This is a genomic window from Qipengyuania sp. S6317L1, from assembly GCF_023015615.1.
Lineage (GTDB): Bacteria > Pseudomonadota > Alphaproteobacteria > Sphingomonadales > Sphingomonadaceae > Erythrobacter.
In genome coordinates, this window is record NZ_JALKAJ010000005.1 from 256,326 (window position 1) to 276,767 (window position 20,442).

Below are 20,442 nucleotides of genomic sequence, written 5' to 3' on the forward strand. Positions count from 1 at the left end.
GAGGCATTTGGCCTAGTTGCCAAGCTTAGATGACAGTCAGAAAACGCCTTAGTCCCGAAGAATCGCGCAAAACCGCGCTTGAAGCTGCCCGCTCGCTCCTGATTGAGGCGGGGCCACAATCGGTCACGCTCAAAGCGGTTGCCGCTCGCATCGGGCGCACGCATGCAAATTTGCTCCACCACTTCGGCTCGGCTTCGGGCCTTCAGAAAGCTTTGGCGGAGCATTTGGCGAAGACCGTGTGCGAAACGATCATTGAGGCGGTGCGCGCAAGTCGGGCAGGTCTTGGCTCTGCGCATGAGGTAGTGGACCTGGCCTTCGATGCGTTCGACCGCGAAGGAGCCGGCGCATTGACCTCGTGGATGCTACTGACGGGCAATGAGGATGCGCTCAATCCCATTATTGAGACGATTCATGCCCTTGTTGATGAGATCGCTCCCGAAGAGGCCGGAAATCACGAAGACCCCATGCACGTCCACAAGGACACTCTCAGCCTTGTTCTGCTCGCACTGGGAGACGCTCTGATGGGCGCAGCTTTGGCAAAATCGCTTGGCCTGCCGCGCGATTCCGCGCGCAAACGGGCGGTTGCCAATCTCGAGGCTTCGATGGCGGAGTATTACGGCTCGATCGCCAACGGCTGATCGCTAGGCTGTGATCCCGGCGGCTTGCCAGTCGGGCAGGGTGGCTGGATCAAGGTCGGCAACGCGAAGGTGATCAATCGCAAGGCCCAGCTCGGGATATTCTGCCTTGCGGCGTTTCTCGTCCGACTGTTCCAATGGTACCACCACAAGCCGCCGATTGACCTTCTGGCGCCAATTCATGCGCGCGGTGTTTTCTTGGCCGATATAGCAGCCTTTTTCGAAGCTTACGCCGGACAGCTCCACCGCATTCGTCTCCAGCCACAAGATATCGCCAAGCTCGCCTTGCCCCTCGGGCACGCCAAGGGAAAGGCGATGTGCAAGGTAGGCATCGTCGACCGGCGTGCCCGGCGCATCGCTAATCCAGCGGTAGCCGAGTTCGGACAAACGAGGATCGGCAACCGCACCCTCAACGTTGTCGCCTGACCAATGGACGAAGAGGGATTCATCCCGCTCAATCGCGATCTTGCGTCGCAGGCGATAAAGCGAAAGACGCTTCACAAGATCGTTGGCTACTGCCGCCTCACAATCGAGCAGGATGTCTTGCCCTTCTGCCCATACGAAGAAATCGAACATGGCTTTGCCCTGCGCCGACAAGAGCGCAGCGTAAACGGGAAGCTCACCGCTCACATCATTGGTGACGAGCCCTTGCAGGAAGCCGCGCACGGCTTCGTTCGGGTCATCGGCGCGCATCCGAATAATGTTACGGGATTTCAGGTGGGTAGCGTTCATACTTCCAGCTCTCTTGCAATCGCCGCGGCTAGGGTCTCACCCATACGGGGCCCTTGTTCGGGATATAAATAGGGTTCGATAAGCTCGGCTTCCATAAGCAAAAGCGTGCCGCTCTCGTTTGCGAGCATATCAATGCGCGCATAGAGCGGTGCTTCGAAAGGAAGGGCGGCAATAATCGCAGCGGCTTGCGCCCTTTCTTCGTCGGTCGGCTCATAGGACACCTCGGTGCCCCCATAGAGCGATTGGATGCGATAATCGCCCGCCCGAGGCAGCTTGCGCACGCAGTGGCTGTAGATACCGCCGAAGAAGAGCAGGCTGAGTTCTCCGGTTTGCGCGATTGAAGGGAGGAAGGGCTGGATCATGGCCTTGTGGGTGAAGCTCCAATCATCAGCGACCTGGCCGCGCTCAAGCATCTCCTGCCCTTCTGCACCTCCGCCGATCTGACGTTTGACCACGATCTTGTCGCAAGAAAATTCGTCCATCGCCGCGTTCGCATCCTCGGCATTCATCTGGTCGAGCCACAAGGTCGGTATGGTCGATGCGCCGCGTTCAGCAAGTTCGCTGAGATAAGTCTTGCGGATGTTCCAGCGAACAATCTCAGCTGCGTTGCAGGCCCTGATGCCAGCGGCTTCAAGTGTTTCGAGTTTTGCTAGAAATTTCTCGACCTTGTCCCAATAGTTCCACGAAGAGCCAATCATCACGAGATCGGCATTTGCGAAGGCGTCCATCGGCGCTTCCCAGTCAATGACCTTGAGGGTCCAGCCACGCGCAGCAAAGGCGGGCTGAATGGCCGCGATCATGAGATCATGCTCGAACGCGTCTTCGCGCCGTGCAGTGGAGCCGGGTAGGGTGGTCTCGCAAGCGAGAAATCCGATGGTCGTCATGGATGAAGCAATAGGGTGATGATAAGGGGGTGGAAACCCCCGGTGCCCCTCGTTATGCGGATCAACCATGACAGACAGCATTACCATCCGCCGCCCCGATGACTGGCATCTCCATTTCAGGGACGGCGATGTTATGCGCGGCGTGGTGCCCTACACGGCGAGGCAGTTTGCGCGGGCGATTGTGATGCCGAACCTTACCCCGCCGGTAGCGACGACTGACATGGCGAGGGCATATCGCGATCGTATTCTGGCTGCGGTCCCGAAAGGCACTCGGTTTGAGCCGTTGATGGTGTGCTATCTCACTGATGAAACCGATGCCGAAGACCTGGTGCGTGGAGCCAGAGAGGGGGTGTTTACCGCGGCGAAGCTCTACCCGGCCAATGCGACGACCAATTCAGCCCACGGCGTCACCGATGTGCGCAAGATCTACCCCGTGCTTCAACGGATGAGCGATGAGGGCATCGTTTTTTGTATCCACGGCGAAGTCACCAGCCCCGACATCGATGTCTTCGACCGAGAGGCGGAATTTATTGAACGTTATCTGCGCGATATCGTCGCAAATTTCCCCGATCTCAAGGTTGTTTTCGAACATATCACAACCAGTGATGCGGTGGACTTTGTGCTCGAAAGCGGCCCCAATGTAGGCGCGACGATCACTCCGCAGCACCTCCACATCAATCGCAATGCAATGCTGGTGGGGGGCATCCAACCGCACAATTATTGCCTGCCAGTGGCGAAACGCGAAGAGCACCGTCTGGCACTTCGTAAAGCGGCGACTTCGGGCAACCCCAAGTTCTTCCTCGGCACCGATTCGGCTCCGCATTTCAAAGGTGACAAAGAAAGCTCGTGCGGATGTGCCGGTATCTTCGGCGCGCCGTTCGCGCTCGAAAGCTATTTGACTGTCTTCGATGAGGAAGGCGCGCTCGACAAGTTCGAAGGCTTTGCCTCGCTCCATGGCCCTGCATTCTATGGCCTGCCGGTGAATGAGGAGACGGTAACCCTCGAGCGCGTCGATCACGAGGTGCCAACAGAGCTTCCCATTGCAGGGTCCACTATCGTCCCTTGGCACGGCGGCCAGACCATCAGCTGGCGCTTCGTGGGTTAAGCCCGGATAGGACGCGGCTTGCGACCGCGCCACCACAGGTCCGCGACAAAGATCACAATCGCGGTCCAGATCAGCAGAAAGCTTGCAAGCTGCACCGTGCGAAGCTGTTGACCAAAGACGAACAGACCGAGCAGAAACACGATTGTTGGCGCAAGGTATTGGATAAATCCCAAGGTGGAGTAAGGCATCCGCCGCGCGGCAATCGCGAACAGCAAAAGCGGGATCGCCGTTACCACGCCCGAAAACACCATCAGAACACTGAGTCCAACCGTCCTGCCGAAGGTCGAACCTTCTGGGGTTGCGGCATACCAAATGACAATGCCAGCGGCGACCGGGATCAGGATTAACGTTTCGATTGTGAGGCCGGGCAGGGCACCAATGTTCACCTGTTTTCGCACAATACCATAAAGGCCAAAGCTGAATGCGAGGCTTAGGCTGATCCATAGCGTGGTCAGCGCACCTGCGGACAGCATTGCAACCGCGCCCGCCGCGATTGTAACCGCAAGCCATTGAAGACGGCCGAGGCGCTCACCCAGAAAAAGCGTGCCGAGAAGAACGTTCAACAGCGGATTGAGATAATATCCAAGGCTCGCGGCATAGACCTGGTTCTGCATGATCGCCCAGATGTAAATGAACCAGTTGGCCGCAATCAGCGCTGCGCTCGCAAAAAGCGCGAGCATGGTCTTTGGCGATGCAAAGGCGCGCTTGAGTTCCCCAAACTGACGGCGAACAGCAACGATCAGAAGGCACAAGGGTAGGGTCCAGATGATGCGCCAGCCCACAAACTCGAACGGTGGCACGCTCGACACCAAGAGTATGTAAAGCGGTAGAAAGCCCCAGATGATGTAAGCGCCCAATGCATGGGGCAGGCCGGAGGGCTGCTCTGTTGGAGATTGGGCATCGTTCATCATCGCCGCACCTAGGCCTCGCCAGTGGCGTGCGCAAGAGACGCATCTTGCGGCCAAACTCGTGAACGGAAGCACATCCTGAACGCCAGCTAACTGACCGCTCCCAGTTCGTTCAGGTCAATCGCTTTATATATGAACGCACAATACGAGAGCGCCTCTCTCCCACCTTATCAAATTGCGCTCTTTTACGTTCTTGGGCCACTTCCACCACCGGCCCGGGCACGGCACCACCAGCCGTGGAAGACGCCTTCATACCAACAGCGGTATGAAGGCGTTTTCATTTCCGGCTTGCGTTTCAGTTGTCTTTCTTGAGCCCAATGGCGATGTTCGCGCGGGGCTGCTCCATCTCATTGCTGGAGACCGGATAGGCGCAATAGTCAGCTGCGTAATAGGCAGCAGGACGGTGGTTACCCGACAAGCCGATCCCGCCAAATGGCGAGGCGGAAGACGCTCCATTGGTCGGCCGGTTCCAGTTGATGATGCCGGCCCGCGTGTTTGCCCAGAAACGGCTGTAATCGTCGGGTGATCCACCGATAAGCGATGCCGAAAGACCAAAGCGCGTGTTGTTTGCCTCTGCGATCCCTGCATCGAGATCGGGCACTCGGATGACCTGAAGCAGCGGTCCGAATAATTCGATGTCGGGGCGGTCGGGAATGTCGGTCGTGTCGAGAATTCCGGGTGTCACGAAGGGTTCTTGCGGCTTCAGCCTGCGCATTGGCAGCAATGGCTTGCCGCCTGCCGTCATCAAAGTCACGAAGCTTTCGGTGATCCCTTCGGCCGCTTCGTTGTCGATCACCGAGCCCATAAAAGGTTGCGGATCGGCAAAAGGTTCATCGACATGGATCTTGCGTGCAAGAGGGATAAGCTCGGCCATGAGCGGATCATACATGCTGTCGACCACGACCAATCGGCGCGCTGCGGTGCAACGCTGACCAGCGGTGGTAAAGGCGCTTTGAATGATCAGGGCGCAGGCATCCGTGATCAAGGGGGTGTCGGTCACAACAATCGGGTTGTTGCCGCCCATTTCGAGCGCGACGATCTTTCCCGGATTGCTCGCCAGCTTGCGGTTGATAGCGATGCCTGTTTGTGCCGAACCGGTGAAGAGAACCCCGTCGACGCCCGGGTGGGCCACCAGGGCAGCGCCTTCTTCGGGCCCGCCGATCACAACCTGAACCACGTCCTCTGGCAAACCGCATCGCTTCCAGCATTCGAGCAAGGCCATCGCAACGCCTGGCGCTTTTTCTGATGGCTTCAAAAGCACGGTATTGCCGGCAATCAAAGCGGGAACCATGTGGCCATTGGGCAGATGCGCGGGGAAATTGTATGGGCCAAGCACAGCCATAACCCCGTGCGGCTTATGCCTTACAGCGGTGATGCCTTGCAGCGCGCCGTCGCGTTTCTTGCGGCCTGTGCGCTCGGCATAGGCCTGGATTGAGATTTCGATCTTTCCGATGACTGCGTCGACTTCCGTGCGCGCTTCCCACAAGGGTTTGCCGGTTTCTTTTGCGATCTGAACCGCGATGTCTTCCGCATCTGTCCGCACTTCATTGGCAAAGCGGCGAGCAAGTTCAATCCTTTGCCCTTGCGAGGTGGCGGCCCATGCAGGCCAGGCGCGGCGCGACCGGCTCACCGCTTCGCCCACATCATCGTGGAGCCCGCGCCAAACCTCTTCCCCGGTTGCCGGAGAGTATGAAACCAGCTCAGTTTCGCTCACAGCGTCTCGCTTATCATCTATTAATCATGTCCGCAGCGTCCCAATCCTCTGGCGGGGGACCATCGCGCTAATCCTCAGAATGTGCAAATAAAATGAAATGCCTATTAACCACTATCCCCAAACTCGTTGAGCCTATGAACGGTTGTTAGACATGACCTTGCGGGGTTGGCGGGTTTCCATGCGCTTCACCCATACGGCGCAGGGCTCTCACCTTATGCTCAAGCGGCTCCCAATCGTCGCGCTCATCAATTGCGGACCAAATGGCTTCGACTTCGTCAATGACCATGCTTTGCGGCGCATCATCTTGCCAGTAATCGTGTGCGCTGTCGGTGAGGGTGTATTGGGAAAGGGTTTCTTCGAGCTCTCCCGGAAGAGCGGGTTCATCGCCAATTCCGTTAATCGCACGGCGAATGCCGAAGAAAAAGCCATCAGGCTGAGCCTTCCTTTCGCGCATAGCGGCCTCGCACAGCCCAACGAGCTTGCTATCCCTCTCGCTACCCAGTGGCTCAACACCAAGCCGCCAGCACCAGCGGCGCGCAACAGCCTCCATATAAAGTGGTCCAAACCGCTCCATCGCAGCGACCAGAGGCTCGCTTTCAGCTAACCCGCGCAAGGCCATTGCCAATTGTCCGCAATTCCAGTGCAGCGCTTCTGGTTGACGGCCAAAGGCATAGAGACCCGAATGGTCGAAGTAAGCAGCGGTAAAGCCCGGTTCCCATTGCGGCAGCCAGCGCCACGGTCCGTAATCGAAGCTTTCGCCGGTAATATTCATATTGTCGGTGTTGAGCACGCCGTGAACAAACCCTGCAACCATATAGCTCGCGGCAAGATCGGCGAGGCGTTCGACGACATTGTGGAGCAGTATAACCGCCGGATTGTCGCGATCGGGCGCGTCCTCGGGTGGGGGAGGGCCGGGGAAATGCTCGAGGCAATAGGCGACCAGAGCCTCGCAATGTTCGGTCTCTTCCATCGCATAAAGCCGTTGGAATGAGCCGATGCGGATGTGCGAATGCGACAGACGAACCATGACGGCAGATCGCGTAGGCGAAGGCTCGTCGCCTCGCTCCAGTGCCTCTCCGGTTTCGATGATTGAGAAGGTCTTGGAGGTGTTAACGCCCAAAGCTTCGAGCATCTCGGTAGCAAGGATTTCTCGCACGCCACCTTTGAGCGTCAGCCGCCCGTCTCCTGCGCGCGAATAGGGCGTGGTCCCCGATCCCTTGGTGCCAAGGTCCATCAGCCGCCCGTCGCCTGCCCTCATCTGAGCGAAGAGGAACCCGCGGCCATCGCCGATTTCGGGGTTGTACACGCGAAACTGGTGGCCGTGATATTTAAGCGCGAGGGGGCGGGGTAAATTACCCTGAAGCGGCTCAAACCTCCCAAAGTGCTTTGCCCATTCATCGTCGGTAAGGGTCTGCAGCCCCACGCTCGCCGCAGCCGTGTTATTGCGAAAGCGAAGCCGCGTTTCGGGAAAGTCAGCCGCCTCCACTGGTGCCCCCAGCCAATCAGATATTGCCTTGATGACGGGATCGGGCCTGTATTCCGATGCGTATTTGGCAGCTTGCAGATCGTCACTCATGGCGCGATAGTGGGGACGAATGATGCAGCGCGCAAGGCGCTGGACACAGAAGGGAATAAAGCGGCATTTTTATGGGGAGCTCCACAATTCAGGCCTATCAGGACAAAAGCTGGACAAGCGCCGATGGCCTTTCCCTTTATTACCGCGACTATGCCGGGCCGGACAATTATGACGGCCCGCCGGTTATCTGCATGCACGGCCTCACCCGCAATTCGCGCGATTTTGCGGAACTGGCAGAACACATCGCACTAACGCGGCGTGTCATGGTGCTGGACATGCGCGGGCGGGGGATGAGCGATTATGCGCCCGACGCCTCGTCCTACAACCCCGTGCAATATGTTGCAGATGTCGAGGCGCTGCTTGACGAGCAGGGCATTGAACGCTTTATTTCGATCGGCACTTCGATGGGCGGCTTGATGACCATGATGCTTGCCGCGAACAGACCGGGCAGGCTGGCGGCGGTGGTGATGAACGACATCGGCCCGCAGATTGAGGCTGCCGGGATTGAACGCATCACTGGATATGTCGGTCACGGGCGCAGCTATCCTACCTGGATGCATGCAGCGCGCTCGATCTGTAATGTGCACGCAGAAGCCTTTCCTGACTACGAACTCGATCAATGGCTTGAAATGGCGAAGCGCACCATGGTGGTGAGCCAGAACGGCCGGATCAGCTATGATTATGACATGGCGATTGCCGAGCCGTTCAAGGGGCCCGATGGCGCGGCGCCTGCCGATTTGTGGCCGGCTTTCGACGCGCTTTCCGGTGTCCCGATGGTGCTTGTGCGCGGTGAGCTTTCCGATCTTCTGTCGCCGCAAACGGTCAGGGAAATGGCCAAGCGCAATCCGGCAATGACCACTGTCACCGTGCCGCGCGTCGGTCATGCGCCAATGCTGAACGAGCCCGAAGCGCTCGAGGCTATTGACGCGCTCCTTGCAAAAGTGTGACGCGCAAAACGCCATGAGTAAGCCTAAAACTGCACCCAAGGTGCTTCATCTGCATTCGACCTTTGCCGCCGGTGGAAAAGAGCTGCGCGCGGTTCATTTGATGAACGCTTTCGGCAAAGAGCTTGAGCATACTATCGTCTCTGGCCAGCCAGAGCATATGGAGGCGATGGAGCACGTAGTCCCACGCGTGCCGGTTCGTGTCGCGCAAGATTTCCCCTCGCTTACCGGCTGGCCCACGCCCGGACGCCTTTTCAAAATAGCGCAGGCGATGAAAGACCACGATCTCGTGCTCACCTATAATTGGGGCGCGATGGACGCGGTGCTGGCGCACACCATCTTTGCCAAGCTTCTGGATCTGCCTCCGCTGATCCACCACGAGGATGGCTTTAACGAGGATGAAGCCGACGGCCTCAAGAAAAGCCGCAACTGGATGCGCCAGTTTGCTTTGACAGGCGCGCACGCTCTGGTTGTTCCAAGCCAGGTCCTTGAAAAAATTGCACTTGATGCCTGGGCGCAGCCCCGATCCCTCATCAAGCGTATTCCCAATGGCATCGACACCAAAGCTTTTGGCAAGGCGCCAAAGCCGGGATCTTTGCGTGTTATCAAGCGCGAAGGTGAGCGGTGGATCGGCACGTTAGCCGGGCTGCGCGCCGTCAAACAGTTGCCTGTGCTGATAGAGGCTTTCTCTGGGCTTGATGACAACTGGCATCTGGTGATCCTTGGCGATGGGCCAGAGCGTGATGCAATCGAAGCCAAGGCCGCTGAGCTTGAAGTCAACCACCGCGTTCATATGCCCGGCGCGGTTAAGGATCCGGCAAGCGTCATCGGTCTGTTCGATATCTTCGCGCTCTCCTCGAAAAGCGAACAATTCCCGCTTAGCGTAGTGGAAGCCATGGCCGCGGGATTGCCGGTCGCTACCCCTGATGTGGGCGATGTGCGCGCAATCCTTGCTCCTGAAAACCACGCATTCATCGCTGTTCCCGGCGATACGGCGGCGCTCGCCCAGGTGATTGGCGATCTCGCTTCGAATGAGCTTCTTCGTGCAGAAGTGGGCAAGGCCAATCGCGAGAAAGCGCGCGCGAACTTCGATCAAAGCGCGATGATCAATGCCTACCGCGCGCTTTACTGGGACGCGATCGGGCGCGCGTAATCTGCAATCATCGGCAGGCGAACACCTTCATTTAGGGTTCAAGTTCGCGCCTGCATTTGTAACAAGGGCTAACACTTGTGTGCGGATTGGCTACTTTGCGCCATTGCGCGAGGCCAATGCGCTCCTTAAAGAGCCGCCTTAAGGTAAATGACTAAGAGGAAAAACGCCCCGTGGCGCGCACTCCGACAACGACGAACACTTCTGAAAACCAAGCCGGTGCCACTTCGCGCGAGGATGAAGTCCTCATGCGCGAAATTGACGAGGCCGTGCGTCAGGATGACACGCTTCAATTCTTCCAGAAATACGGTGTGGCGCTTGGCTCTGCCGTGGCGATCATCATCGTCGGCATGTTCGGCTATTGGTGGTGGGATTCCACCACCGAAGCCGCGCTTGAGGAGCAATCGGAAGCCATTGTCAGTGCGCTCGACTCGATAGAGGCAACCGATTTTTCTGGTGCTGACGAGAAGGTCGAGGGGCTGATCGACGATGGAAGCGTTGGCGCGCGGACTATGGCGCGCTTTCTCCAGGCTGCTTCGGCGTTGGAGCAGGGCAACAATGACAAAGCAGTCGAGCTTTACGCAGGCATCGTGGCAGACGGGGGAACGCCGCAACCTTTGCGCGATCTTGCGCTTGTCCGCGAAGTTTCGGCCAATTTCGACAAAATGAAGCCGGCTGATGTGATCGCCAAGCTCGAAGGGCTCGCCGTACCGGGCAACCCGTATTTCGGCAGCGCAGGCGAGCTTGTTGCGGTCGCCCACCTTGAAGCGGGCAATCGCGAAGAAGCGGGCGCGCTCTTCTCTGCTATCTCGCAGGATGAGACGGTGCCGGATACCTTGCGCAACCGCACGCGCCAAATGGCAGGTTTGCTTGGCGTTGATGCAATTGTTGATGTGAATGAGCTGATCGAGGAGCAATCCTCTGCGGCGCCGCCACCGGGCGCGCGCGCACAGTAATCTGCATTGGAACATAAGACTTTGAGATTTGGGACGGGAATGACAATGCGCGAATCGAAACTGAGTTTGAAAGGTGCGATTGCCGCCGGGACGTTGGCGATGCTTTCAACTGGTCTGCTGACCGCGTGTGCCGGGGACAAGAAGACCACGCCGACTGTTGGTGATCGCACTCCGATCCTTTCACGCATCGAGAGCGGGGCGAGCGTCGATCCGGCGCTGGCTGGCGTTTCGGTTGTGCTTCCGCCCGCCCAGACCAATGCCGAGTGGGCACAAGTGGGCGGCTCTGCGAGCAAGTCGTATGGCCACCTTGCGCTGGGTCAAAACCCGACGAAAGTGTGGTCCAAGAATATTGCCGGCTCGAGCAGTTCAGAGCGGCTCGCGGCCTCTCCTGTGATTGGTGCCGGCAAGCTGTTTGTCGAAGACACGCAAGGCGTGATCTATGCTTTCGACAAGGCGACCGGCGCGCAAATCTGGCGGGTCGAAGACCATGAGATGGCCGAGGACCTTCGTCCTTCTGCCTTTGGCGGCGGGGTGAGCTATGAAAATGGCATTGTGTATGCGACCAACGGCGCGGGCGATGTGAAGGCCTTGCGCGCCGAAACCGGCGAACAGATCTGGAAAGTGCAGCCCGCAGGGCCCCTGCGTGGATCGCCTACGATCGCGTTTGGTCAGGTTTACGTGATGACGCAGGACAATCAGGTCATCGCATTGAACGCGGCGGATGGCGCGCTTTTGTGGAACGAATCGGGCTCTGCCACGCAAAGCGGCGTGTTCGGTGTCGCGGCACCCGCAGCAGGCCAGGGGACGGTGATCGCAGGATATTCCTCCGGCGAGCTTTCTGCATATCGTTATGAGAACGGACGCACGCTTTGGGCGGACGCTCTGGCGCGGACGAACATCTCCACAAAGGTGAGCTCTGTTACCGATATCGACGCTGACCCCATTATCGATTCAGGCCGCGTCTATGCGCTGGGCCAAGGGGGCCGTATGGCCGCTTATGAGCTTGTGACGGGCCAGCGGATTTGGGAATTGAACCTTGCAGGGATTTCGACCCCGGCGATTGCAGGCGAGTGGATTTTTACGCTTACCGATGATGCCCGCCTGCTTGCCATTGCTCGTTCAACCGGGCGCGTTCGCTGGATTACGCAGCTTCAATCCTACCGCAACGAAGAGAAGAAGAAGGACCCGATCTTCTGGACAGGTCCAGTGCTGGCGGGTGGCCACTTGTGGGTTGCAAGTTCGCGCGGCGAAGTGTGGCGGGTCAGTGCCGGAGAAGGGTCTTCGCAACTCTTCGCAGATGTCGACAGCCCGGTCAGCCTTGCGCCGGTGGTTGCCGATAACACCTTGTATCTTCTGGACGATTCTGGAACGATCCACGCCTGGCGTTAAGTCTCCCGGCTAAACCAGCCTAAAGGTAGGCATGTGATTAACCCTTTTGCGTTACTCGCCGAAGGGTAATGAGCAAACCTTCTCCTTCAAGCGCTGCATACGCGCCCGCGAAGCATGACAAACTCACATTGCCAAAAAGCGATGTGTCGTCAGGTGTCGGCTTTGCAGGGTTGCTTGGGCTGCTTGCATGGATCCTGTTCTGCCGCAATTTCCCGCTTATCGCGGACGGGCTCGGGCTCGAGGGCGAGCATGGTGTCCTCTCCGGCCCTCACGCATCGCTTGCCGCGATGGCGTTCACCGCAGGGCCCATGGCGATCTGGTCGCTTCTGGTGGACCGCGTGCACCTGCGCCCGTCGACAGGGCTGGACTGGAACCTTAAACGACCGCTTGAGGAGACGATTAGCGTTTCCGCGGTCAAGATCGTTGGCCTTTGGGCAACATGGGCGGTGATTGGCGGCCTTTATTGCCTGTGCCGCTGGTATTGGGATGGCTCATACCTCTTCGCGATGGAGGTCATGGGGCTGGCGATCCTGCCAATGATCGTTCTCTCGGTGCCTTATGTAATGTGGCTCGATCGCCATATGGTCGATGTAAAAGATGCGACATGGCATTTCGGCGCACTGATTGCGACCCACCCAAGCGATACGGCCCGTGCCGAGATCGACATGGAAGCGGTCAAGAAACACTGGCGTGCGTGGATTATCAAAGGCTTTTTCAGCGCCTTCATGATCTCGATCCTGCCGGGGGGCTTTGCCATGATTGTCGAGGCAGACCCGGCCAGCGTGCTCGCCAACCCTTTCGAAATTGGCATGTTCCTCATCACCTTCCTGTTCGTCGTCGACGTGCAGATCGGAACGGTCGGCTATCTCTTCACGCTGCGCCCGCTGGATGCGCATATTCGCTCTGGTAATCCGTTTATCGGAGGCTGGCTCGCAGCGCTGCTTTGCTACCCGCCATTCGTTTGGGGGCTGATTGGCAACAATGGGCAAATCCTGAGCTATGAGGGGAGCACGCAAGGCTGGGGCTATTGGCTTGCCGATATGCCGCAGTTGATGTGGGTGTGGGCCGTTTGGCTCGTATTGCTCACCGCAATCTATGCGTGGGCAACGGTGGTGTTCGGAATTCGCTTTTCCAACCTCACCTATCGCGGCGTACTGACAAACGGGCCATATCGCTACACACGCCATCCCGCCTACCTATCGAAGAACCTGTTCTGGTGGTGTTCGGTCATGCCGTTCCTCGTTACCAGCGGTTCCTATGTCGATGTGATCCGCAACACCTTTTTCCTGCTCGTTGTCAACGCGATCTACTATTGGCGCGCACGCACCGAAGAGGCGCATCTGCTCGCTGAAGATCCCAAATACCGTCAGTATTTCGATTGGATGGAAGAAAACGGGGTGATCACATCGCGTCTCGCCAAGTTGAAGAGCGGAGCGTGGGGCGTGGTTTTTGGTGAAACACGCAAGCCACGATCCGAGCCAGCGCACCGCGGGCAAACAGGCGCGACGCCTCAAAGCGAAGAACCGGCAGAATAGTGCGTTGTGATCGGGAGGCACCGGCCGCCTCGCGCAAATGCCCTAACTTGGTTTTAACCATAATCGATTAGCCAAGTCCCTGAAGCGTGGTAACAAATTGTGCCGCGCGCGATTGGGGGTTTATATGACCTTAGGCCGCACACTGCCGCTGGCGCGAGCCAATAAGGCCTGGCGCGAGGGCAATTATGCTCACGGATTTGTTGCCAATGGGTTTGAGCCTGTTCTTGGCGCTTTCAAGGCATCTATTCTTGCCGAAGAAGCATTGGGCGCAGCGTGCACGATCATAAAGGATGGCAAGGTCGTGGTCGACTTGGTCGGTGGCTGGAAGGACGAAGCTCGCCAAGACCCTTGGAACGAGGGCGATATTGCGCTCGTCTATTCGCTTACAAAGGGTCTGACCGGGATGGCTGGCGCGGTAGCGGTGTCGCGCGGGCTGTTTTCCTATGAGGAAAAAGTCGCGGACATCTGGCCGGAATTCGCAGCCCACGGCAAAGGTGATGTGACGGTCGGCGAGGCGCTGTCTGAACAGGCTGGCCTTGCCGCAATCGACTTCAAACTCACTCTTGAAAACATTGGCGATGAGGACGCAATTTGTGCCGCTATCGCTGCGCAAAAGCCCAATTGGCGACCAGGCGATTACTCGGGCAACCATGCTTACACGCTGGGATGGATTGCGAGCGAGCTGACCCGTCGACGCGACCCACAAGGCCGCCGCCTGCCGCAATTCTTCGCGCAAGAGATTGCAGGGCCACTTGGCCAGAATGTTTTCGTCGGCCTCCCGGAGAGCTTTGACCGAGAGCGTATCGCGCGCATCAAGGGGTTCGGGATGGAGGACCTCTTCATCCATCACACGACGATGCCGTGGGCGCTGACGTTCAAGATGTGCATGCCGGGCACTTTGGCCTTCCGCACGCTCAACAACCCGTTGGTGCTCGAAGGGCCGGGGGCTCTCGATAATGAGGACTTCTGGCGCGTGGGGCAAGGGGCGGCGGGTGGCATGGCCTCTGCACATGGTCTTGCGCAGCTTTATGATGCGTTTGCGCGGGGCGGAGAGGCGCTGGGCATAACGCCAGAGGTGATAGCGGTCCTTAAAGCGGGGCATCCTTACCCGAAGAAGGGCCTCAAGGACCAGGTCCTCACCGCTGATATGTATTACTCGCTCGGCTTTGAGAAACCATTTAGCGAGTGGGAATACGCCCGCACGGCTTCCGCCTTTGGCAGTTTTGCAGTCGGCGGCTCCCTCGCGTTCTGCGATCCCGATGACGGCGTTTCCTACGCGTGGATTACCAATCAGCTTGGCACCGGCAAGTGGGATGACCCCCGCGAGAAAATGGTGCGCGATGCCTTTTACTCATGCCTGGAGAACGGCGCATGAGCATCTCTCACGTAGTCCTCTCGGACATTCACCTTGGCGCGCGCGACAGCATTATGACGCATCTGGGCGGCCACGAGGAAATCCTCGAGGGGCCTTCGGAAGTGATGACCGCATTCGCCAATGGTATGCGCGCAACGCTTGGGTCGACCAAGCCGCAGCTGGTGCTTTTGGGCGATGCGCTTGACCTTGGGCTCTCCCCATTTGGCGACGTGTCGAAAAGCTTTCTGCAGCTGCTCGATGCCTTCTTCCCGCAAGGTGGTGAAGACATTTTCGCGCGCGAAATCATCTATATCGCGGGCAATCACGACCACCATTTGTGGCGCATTGCGCAGGACCAAGGGTTTCTGGATGCGGTTGAAAGCGGTGAGATTCCGGGGGATCTTGCCTCCACCAGCCGCATTTTCGGCACGCCCTCGCGCCGCTGCCGCTTGATGGAGAGCCTGCTGCGCCACCGTCCGCATCTTGCCGATGCCAGCGTGCGCATTGCCTATCCCAATTGGGGCATCGCGGATGAAAAATTGAGCCGCGCGGTGGTCATGCACCACGGGCACTATCTTGACGGTATGTACCGCGCGCTTTCCAATATGCGTGGGTTCCTTGGCGGCACGGATCCTCGCCCTGAAACCATGCAGCAATTGGAGCAGGAGAACGGGCCGTGGATCGACTTCCTGTGGTCGGACCTTGGCAGCGCTGGCGATGTCGGCGCGGAAGTCGGCTCACTTTATGAGACGATGCTCAGCGCAGGCGCCAGCCATGATTTTGCTGAGAGCCTTGGCCGAAGGATTACAGGTGGATTGCACTCCAGGCTTGGGATCAATCCGAAAATGGAGCTCAAATACGGAATTACTCTCGACAATCTGATCCGTGCAGGCGTCGATATGACAGCGGGCCGCGGAGCCGAACGGCAGCGTGATGGCCATGGGCACGTACTGGGCGCGAATGAGGTCGATGATCTCGGCTGGTATCTGGGCGGGCCAGTTGCGCTGGAAATGCGCGAAGAACTGGGATTCATCCCGCGCGAGGTCAATTTCATCTTCGGCCATACGCATAAACCGTTTCAGGACGAGCTAATGGTTGATGGGTTTGACCTGCCTGTGGGCGTATTCAACACCGGCGGCTGGGTGCTCGACGAGCCTACTTTGATGCCGGTTCAGGGCTGTGCGGCGATGCTTGTTTCGGACGAGTTGGAAGTTGCATCCCTGCGCCTTTTCAATGACCCCACAGACGGCACGATGGCGCCGGTCCGGGTCGAGGGCAGCGGGCGTCAAACCAAGCTTTTTGACGAAGCCAGCCAAGCGGTTGCGAGCGCCAATGCCGAGTGGGGCGCGTTCTCAGCTATCGTCCACGAACGCATCATCGAGGAGGCCGACAAGCGCGTCGCGAAGCTTCTCGAAGAGTCGAATGATTACGCGCGGGAGGCCGCAGAATGAGCATTCAGCAAACCCCATTTGGGCAAAAACGCATCGCCAAATCGCTGGACCAGGCGAAGTCTCACTACACCGTTCTTGTTGTTGGCTCAGGCTATGGCGCGGGTGTCGCGGCATCGCGTTTGGCGCGTGCTGGTCAGGACGTCTGCGTCCTTGAACGCGGCAAGGAAATGCTGCCGGGCGAATACCCCAACAAAATCGGAGATGCGCAAGACGCAGTGCAGTTCAACGTCAAAGGTGGCCGCATTGGCGCGCCAGATGCGCTGTTTGAAGTGCACGTCAACGATGACCAATATGCGCTCGTGGGCTGCGGGCTTGGCGGCACTTCCCTGATCAACGCCAACGTCTCTCTGGAACTCGATAAGCGCCTTCTCGATCAAGCCCATTGGCCCTCGGCGTTTCGCGATGATCCGCATATGGTGGACGCATATTATGAGCGCGCGCGAGAGATGCTCTCGCCCAATGCCTACCCCGATACGCATCCGACTTTGGGCAAGCTGGAGGCGCTGGAGCACTCGGCCAAGACCATGGGTGAGCGCTTCTATAAGACGCCGATTAACGTCAATTTCGAGGATAAGACCAACAAGTTTGGCGTGCCGCAGCCTGCGTGCAACAACTGCGGTGACTGTGTCTCGGGCTGTAACGTGGGCGCGAAAAACACCACGCTTATGAACTACTTGCCCGACGCGGCGAACCACGGCGCGGAAATTTATACGCAGGCGAAAGTGAGCCATGTTGAGCGTGTGGGCGACAAATGGCTCGTCCATGTCGACAACAATGATGGCGGCGAAGACAAAGCTCGCGTTGTCATCTCCGCAGACCATGTCGTTCTGGGCGCGGGCGCTCTGGGTTCGACCGAAATTCTCTTGCGTTCGCGCGAAAAAGGCTTGCCGCTTTCGGACCGCCTCGGCGCGAGTTTCTCAGGGAATGGCGATGCTTTGGGCTTTGCCTATGACAGCTATTTCAAGTCCGAGAAGACAGGCGAAGAGGTTCACGCTGAACCCTTTTACGCCATTGGTGTGGGCGCGAATGACGTTGCCAAAGAAGCCTACCCCGGCCCTTGCATTACCGGCGTGATCGATATGCGTGGGCACGAAGACGTGACCAAAGGTCTCGTCATCGAAGAAGGCGTTGCGCCCGGGATCCTCGCCGCTGGTCTTGGTCCGGCCTTTTTCTTTGGAGAAGCATTGGCGGACGGCTTCACCCGCTTTGGTTTTGACCAGATCAAACCGCGCCTGATGGATGCGAAGGCAATGGGCGAGGCGGTGCAGACCGACCCAGCCTCCATCGCCAGCCTTGCCTACAAAGGCCCAATGGCGCGCACGCTGACCTACCTTGTGATGAGCGTTGATGATTCTGGCGGCCAGTTGAAACTCGAAGACGATCGGCTCACCATCGAGTGGAAGAGCGCAGGGAAGCAACGCACCTTCCGCCGCGATGACGACAAAATGCGCGAGGCGGCAGAAGCGATCCAGGCGCAATATTTCTCCGATCCACTGTGGTCTGAGCCTATGGGGCAAAAGCTCATCACCGTGCATCCGATTGGCGGCTGCGCGATGGGGGATGATGCGGGAAGCGGCGTTGTCGATGACACCTGCCGCGTGTTCTCCGGCACATCGGACACTGACGTTCACGAAGGCCTGTATGTCTGCGATGGCTCGGTTCTTCCTGGCGCTGTGGGTGTGAACCCGCTTCTCACCATTACTGCCGTATCCGAGCGTGCGATTGAGAAACTGGCCCAGCGTCAAGGCTGGGAGATCGACTACTCGTTCCAGAACGAAGGGCCCCTACCTGAGCCTATCGAGGTCAAAGAGGCCGCCGAGGAAACCCAAGAGGTGCCTCACAATGAGCACGTCAAACTTAGCATTGCCAAATGGGTGGCAGGCCACGCGATTGGTCCGGTTGCGGACAGCGTTGTAGCGGCAGCCGAGCACTTCAGATCGGGCGCCGTGGAAGAAGGCAAAGCGGCTATCCGCAAGCTCGTGCAGGAGCATCCCGAAGCGATGAGCCCGGGCATGGACTTCACCGAAACCATGGCAGGCTATATCTCGGCCACGGGCTGTCACCATCGCCCTTGCGGCCATGCAGAGCGCATCCGCGATGACTATGAAAACGGCTCGGCCTGGGGGCAGTCCGAAAAGAGCATGTGCAGCTTCAAGCTGACTGTTGCGACCGACAACCTACACCGCATGATCGAAGATAAGAACCACCGTTCGCGCATCACGGGCGAGGTGCTGATTACTTGCGTTTCGCCTCAGCCACTCAAGGTGCGCGAGGGTCAATTCCAGCTGCTCGTGACCAATCCCGACCGGGCAGAAAGCTGGACCATGAATTACTTCATGGTGCTCGAAGGGCCTGAAGGTCCGATCCACTTTCAGGGTCACAAGACCTTGGAGCAGCGCGGCAAATCCGATCCGTGGACCGACCTGACCACTCTGTTCGTAACGGTGCGTCACGGCGATGAGGACGGCGAGCTGATTGGGCGAGGTGTCCTGAAGCTTGGCATTGACGAATTCATGCGCCAGCTCACCACCATCACCGTCCACGACAGCGACACGCTGGTGGGTCATGTGGTGAACCTGATCCCCAAAGCGAGGAAGGCCATAGAGACCTATTTCATGGCGAAATACGCAGGTTTCTTCGCGATGAATGTGTTCCGCGCTTATGGCGGGATGCTCGCAACGCTCAACGACTTCCCCACGAAGGATGCGGAAAAGCTAGTGCTGCGCGAGCTCCATCTGCCAAAGGCCGAGCGATACGTTGTGCCAGCCGAGGACGGCGTGAATGTCGGCCTCACCCGTTATCGTGGCGGCTCGCGCGGGCCGATCATGCTCGCGCCAGGTTTCTCGGTAAAAGCCTCCAGCTTTGCGACGCCGACGGTGAAAAAAAACCTCGCCGAAAGCCTCGTCGAAGAGGGCTACGACGTGTGGCTGTTCGATTATCGGGCAAGCGCGGATTCGGGCAATGACCGTGAAAAACCGCCTGAGTTCTCAATCGACGATATCGCGCGCTACGATTGGCCCGCCGCCATCGCCAAAGTGCGCAGCGTCTCAGGCGCTGACAGCGTTCAGGCGCTCGCTCACTGCGTCGGTTCGATGAGCCTTCTGATGGGTATTGGCGCCGGCTGGGTGAGCGATGTGCGCTCGCTCATAAGCTCGCAATTGACGCTTCACCCTGTCACCGATTGGCTGAATTATATGAAATCAGACCTCGGAATTGCGGGCGCGCTTGGCGAGGTGTCCTTGCTCGATGGGCACATGGATTTCGTAAGCCAAGGCACCGATGCCGACAATGAGATTGATGCGGTGATGTATCAAGTGCCGATGCCTGAGGGTCAGGAATGTAAGAGCCCGACTGTGCGCCGCGTCTTCGGTGTGTTCGGGCCAAGCTGGGATGTTCGACAACTTGGGCATGACACATACCTCGCGCTCGGTTCGATGTTTAGCCGTGTGTCGCTCTCGCCTTTCGAGCAGTTGCAGAACATCATGCGTAAAGGCCTCGCGTTGAATGCCAATGGCGAGGACATTTACACAAGCGAGGATGCAGCGCGTCGTCTGGCTCTGCCGATTACATTTCTATCTGGGGCAACCAACCAGATATTTTATCCAGAGAGCGGGCAGAGAACGCGGGTCTGGCTAAGCGGGCACAATGGCAAGCGCCTCTACTCGCAGCGCATCGTGCCTGATTATGGCCATATGGATCTGTTTATCGGTCGCAATGCTTCGAAAGAGGTGACGCCGTTGATTTTGAAGGAGCTCCAGGAACTTGATCAGAAGACAAGCCAAGGTCAGGCGCGAAAAAGGGCTTAGAAATGAAAGCCTTCGTCGGCGGCTTCGTACCCGGTTAGCTCTCGCTCGCTGATCGCGAGTGCCGAACACTGGGCGCGCCATTCGGCGATGTGCACAGTGCGAAGATGCGCCTCAAGCGCTGCTTTATCGCGCCATTTTTCGAGGACCCGCACGAGGCCATCGTCGAACACATCGAGTGCATACGTGTATTCAATACACCCTTCTTCCGCGCGGCTTGCCGTGACCATGGCCTCCATCGCCGGGCGCAGAACGCCGACAATGCTGGGAGGAAAGCGGAAGCTGCCTATAACAACGATCATTTAT

General features: G+C 58.3%; 16 protein-coding genes. 10 read left to right on the forward strand and 6 right to left on the reverse strand.

The window, feature by feature from the left end; translation table 11 throughout:
• Nucleotides 1-29 precede the first annotated feature (29 nt).
• On the forward strand, nucleotides 30-638 hold the full coding sequence (locus MWU38_RS12880) for a helix-turn-helix domain-containing protein (RefSeq protein WP_247272214.1): 609 nt from the start codon (nucleotides 30-32) through the stop codon (nucleotides 636-638).
• Between the two features lie 3 nt (nucleotides 639-641).
• On the opposite strand, the gene MWU38_RS12885 is transcribed toward MWU38_RS12880, so the two are convergent.
• Both MWU38_RS12885 and MWU38_RS12890 read right to left on the reverse strand, forming a co-directional pair.
• Nucleotides 642-1,367 (reverse strand): folate-binding protein, encoded by a 726-nt coding sequence (locus MWU38_RS12885; protein ID WP_247272215.1) that lies wholly within the window; start codon nucleotides 1,365-1,367, stop codon nucleotides 642-644.
• Nucleotides 1,364-2,251, reverse strand: coding sequence for a hypothetical protein (locus tag MWU38_RS12890; protein ID WP_247272216.1), 888 nt, complete (start codon nucleotides 2,249-2,251; stop codon nucleotides 1,364-1,366). The genes MWU38_RS12885 and MWU38_RS12890 overlap by 4 nt, the downstream gene beginning before the upstream one ends.
• 67 nt (nucleotides 2,252-2,318) lie before the next feature.
• Between MWU38_RS12890 and pyrC the strand changes: the two genes are divergently transcribed.
• Complete coding sequence (gene pyrC / locus MWU38_RS12895; RefSeq protein ID WP_247272217.1) at nucleotides 2,319-3,356, forward strand: dihydroorotase; 1,038 nt, start codon at nucleotides 2,319-2,321, stop codon at nucleotides 3,354-3,356.
• Here pyrC and rarD read toward each other — a convergent pair.
• The 3 genes from rarD to MWU38_RS12910 all read right to left on the reverse strand — a co-directional run bounded on the left by rarD (nucleotide 3,353) and on the right by MWU38_RS12910 (nucleotide 7,554).
• On the reverse strand, nucleotides 3,353-4,264 hold the full coding sequence (gene rarD / locus MWU38_RS12900) for an EamA family transporter RarD (RefSeq protein ID WP_247272591.1): 912 nt from the start codon (nucleotides 4,262-4,264) through the stop codon (nucleotides 3,353-3,355). The two genes, pyrC and rarD, sit on opposite strands and share 4 nt — an antisense overlap.
• 295 nt (nucleotides 4,265-4,559) lie before the next feature.
• Nucleotides 4,560-5,978 (reverse strand): succinylglutamate-semialdehyde dehydrogenase, encoded by a 1,419-nt coding sequence (gene astD, locus MWU38_RS12905; protein WP_247272218.1) that lies wholly within the window; start codon nucleotides 5,976-5,978, stop codon nucleotides 4,560-4,562.
• Nucleotides 5,979-6,123: 145 nt separating this feature from the next.
• Nucleotides 6,124-7,554 (reverse strand): protein adenylyltransferase SelO family protein, encoded by a 1,431-nt coding sequence (locus MWU38_RS12910; RefSeq protein ID WP_247272219.1) that lies wholly within the window; start codon nucleotides 7,552-7,554, stop codon nucleotides 6,124-6,126.
• A 71-nt stretch (nucleotides 7,555-7,625) separates the two neighbouring features.
• On the opposite strand from MWU38_RS12910, the gene MWU38_RS12915 reads away from it, so the two are divergent.
• The 8 genes from MWU38_RS12915 (at nucleotide 7,626) to MWU38_RS12950 (ending at nucleotide 20,139) form a co-directional block, all read left to right on the forward strand.
• The gene (locus MWU38_RS12915) at nucleotides 7,626-8,501 is read left to right on the forward strand and encodes an alpha/beta hydrolase (RefSeq protein WP_247272220.1); all 876 of its coding nucleotides are present in this window, start codon (nucleotides 7,626-7,628) and stop codon (nucleotides 8,499-8,501) included.
• A gap of 13 nt (nucleotides 8,502-8,514) precedes the next feature.
• Complete coding sequence (locus tag MWU38_RS12920; RefSeq protein ID WP_247272221.1) at nucleotides 8,515-9,651, forward strand: glycosyltransferase family 4 protein; 1,137 nt, start codon at nucleotides 8,515-8,517, stop codon at nucleotides 9,649-9,651.
• Between the two features lie 170 nt (nucleotides 9,652-9,821).
• Complete coding sequence (locus tag MWU38_RS12925) at nucleotides 9,822-10,604, forward strand: tetratricopeptide repeat protein (RefSeq protein WP_247272222.1); 783 nt, start codon at nucleotides 9,822-9,824, stop codon at nucleotides 10,602-10,604.
• A gap of 45 nt (nucleotides 10,605-10,649) precedes the next feature.
• Complete coding sequence (locus MWU38_RS12930; protein ID WP_247272592.1) at nucleotides 10,650-11,993, forward strand: PQQ-binding-like beta-propeller repeat protein; 1,344 nt, start codon at nucleotides 10,650-10,652, stop codon at nucleotides 11,991-11,993.
• 68 nt (nucleotides 11,994-12,061) lie between these two features.
• The gene (locus MWU38_RS12935; protein WP_247272223.1) at nucleotides 12,062-13,528 is read left to right on the forward strand and encodes a DUF1295 domain-containing protein; all 1,467 of its coding nucleotides are present in this window, start codon (nucleotides 12,062-12,064) and stop codon (nucleotides 13,526-13,528) included.
• Between the two features lie 124 nt (nucleotides 13,529-13,652).
• Entirely contained in the window at nucleotides 13,653-14,903 is a 1,251-nt protein-coding gene (locus MWU38_RS12940; protein WP_247272224.1) for a serine hydrolase domain-containing protein, read from the forward strand.
• Nucleotides 14,900-16,333: a metallophosphoesterase gene (locus MWU38_RS12945; protein WP_247272225.1), complete on the forward strand. Its 1,434-nt coding sequence runs from the start codon at nucleotides 14,900-14,902 to the stop codon at nucleotides 16,331-16,333. The genes MWU38_RS12940 and MWU38_RS12945 overlap by 4 nt, the downstream gene beginning before the upstream one ends.
• Entirely contained in the window at nucleotides 16,330-20,139 is a 3,810-nt protein-coding gene (locus MWU38_RS12950) for a GMC family oxidoreductase N-terminal domain-containing protein (protein ID WP_247272226.1), read from the forward strand. The genes MWU38_RS12945 and MWU38_RS12950 overlap by 4 nt, the downstream gene beginning before the upstream one ends.
• Here the strand turns inward: MWU38_RS12950 and MWU38_RS12955 are convergent.
• Nucleotides 20,136-20,438, reverse strand: a complete 303-nt coding sequence (locus MWU38_RS12955) for a putative quinol monooxygenase (RefSeq protein ID WP_247272227.1) — start codon at nucleotides 20,436-20,438, stop codon at nucleotides 20,136-20,138. The genes MWU38_RS12950 and MWU38_RS12955 overlap by 4 nt on opposite strands.
• Between the last annotated feature and the right edge of the window lie 4 nt (nucleotides 20,439-20,442).

Excerpts from the sequence above, each read along its gene's own strand:
- MWU38_RS12935 (WP_247272223.1), top strand. The coding sequence starts at position 12,062 with ATGAGCAAACCTTCTCCTTCAAGCGCTGCATACGCGCCCGCGAAGCAT.
- MWU38_RS12880 (WP_247272214.1), top strand. The coding sequence starts at position 30 with ATGACAGTCAGAAAACGCCTTAGTCCCGAAGAATCGCGCAAAACCGCG.
- MWU38_RS12955 (WP_247272227.1), bottom strand. The coding sequence starts at position 20,438 with ATGATCGTTGTTATAGGCAGCTTCCGCTTTCCTCCCAGCATTGTCGGC.
- pyrC (WP_247272217.1), top strand. The coding sequence starts at position 2,319 with ATGACAGACAGCATTACCATCCGCCGCCCCGATGACTGGCATCTCCAT.
- MWU38_RS12930 (WP_247272592.1), top strand. The coding sequence starts at position 10,650 with ATGCGCGAATCGAAACTGAGTTTGAAAGGTGCGATTGCCGCCGGGACG.
- MWU38_RS12890 (WP_247272216.1), bottom strand. The coding sequence starts at position 2,251 with ATGACGACCATCGGATTTCTCGCTTGCGAGACCACCCTACCCGGCTCC.
- MWU38_RS12920 (WP_247272221.1), top strand. The coding sequence starts at position 8,515 with ATGAGTAAGCCTAAAACTGCACCCAAGGTGCTTCATCTGCATTCGACC.
- MWU38_RS12915 (WP_247272220.1), top strand. The coding sequence starts at position 7,626 with ATGGGGAGCTCCACAATTCAGGCCTATCAGGACAAAAGCTGGACAAGC.
- MWU38_RS12910 (WP_247272219.1), bottom strand. The coding sequence starts at position 7,554 with ATGAGTGACGATCTGCAAGCTGCCAAATACGCATCGGAATACAGGCCC.
- MWU38_RS12950 (WP_247272226.1), top strand. The coding sequence starts at position 16,330 with ATGAGCATTCAGCAAACCCCATTTGGGCAAAAACGCATCGCCAAATCG.
- MWU38_RS12940 (WP_247272224.1), top strand. The coding sequence starts at position 13,653 with ATGACCTTAGGCCGCACACTGCCGCTGGCGCGAGCCAATAAGGCCTGG.
- MWU38_RS12885 (WP_247272215.1), bottom strand. The coding sequence starts at position 1,367 with ATGAACGCTACCCACCTGAAATCCCGTAACATTATTCGGATGCGCGCC.
- MWU38_RS12945 (WP_247272225.1), top strand. The coding sequence starts at position 14,900 with ATGAGCATCTCTCACGTAGTCCTCTCGGACATTCACCTTGGCGCGCGC.
- rarD (WP_247272591.1), bottom strand. The coding sequence starts at position 4,264 with ATGAACGATGCCCAATCTCCAACAGAGCAGCCCTCCGGCCTGCCCCAT.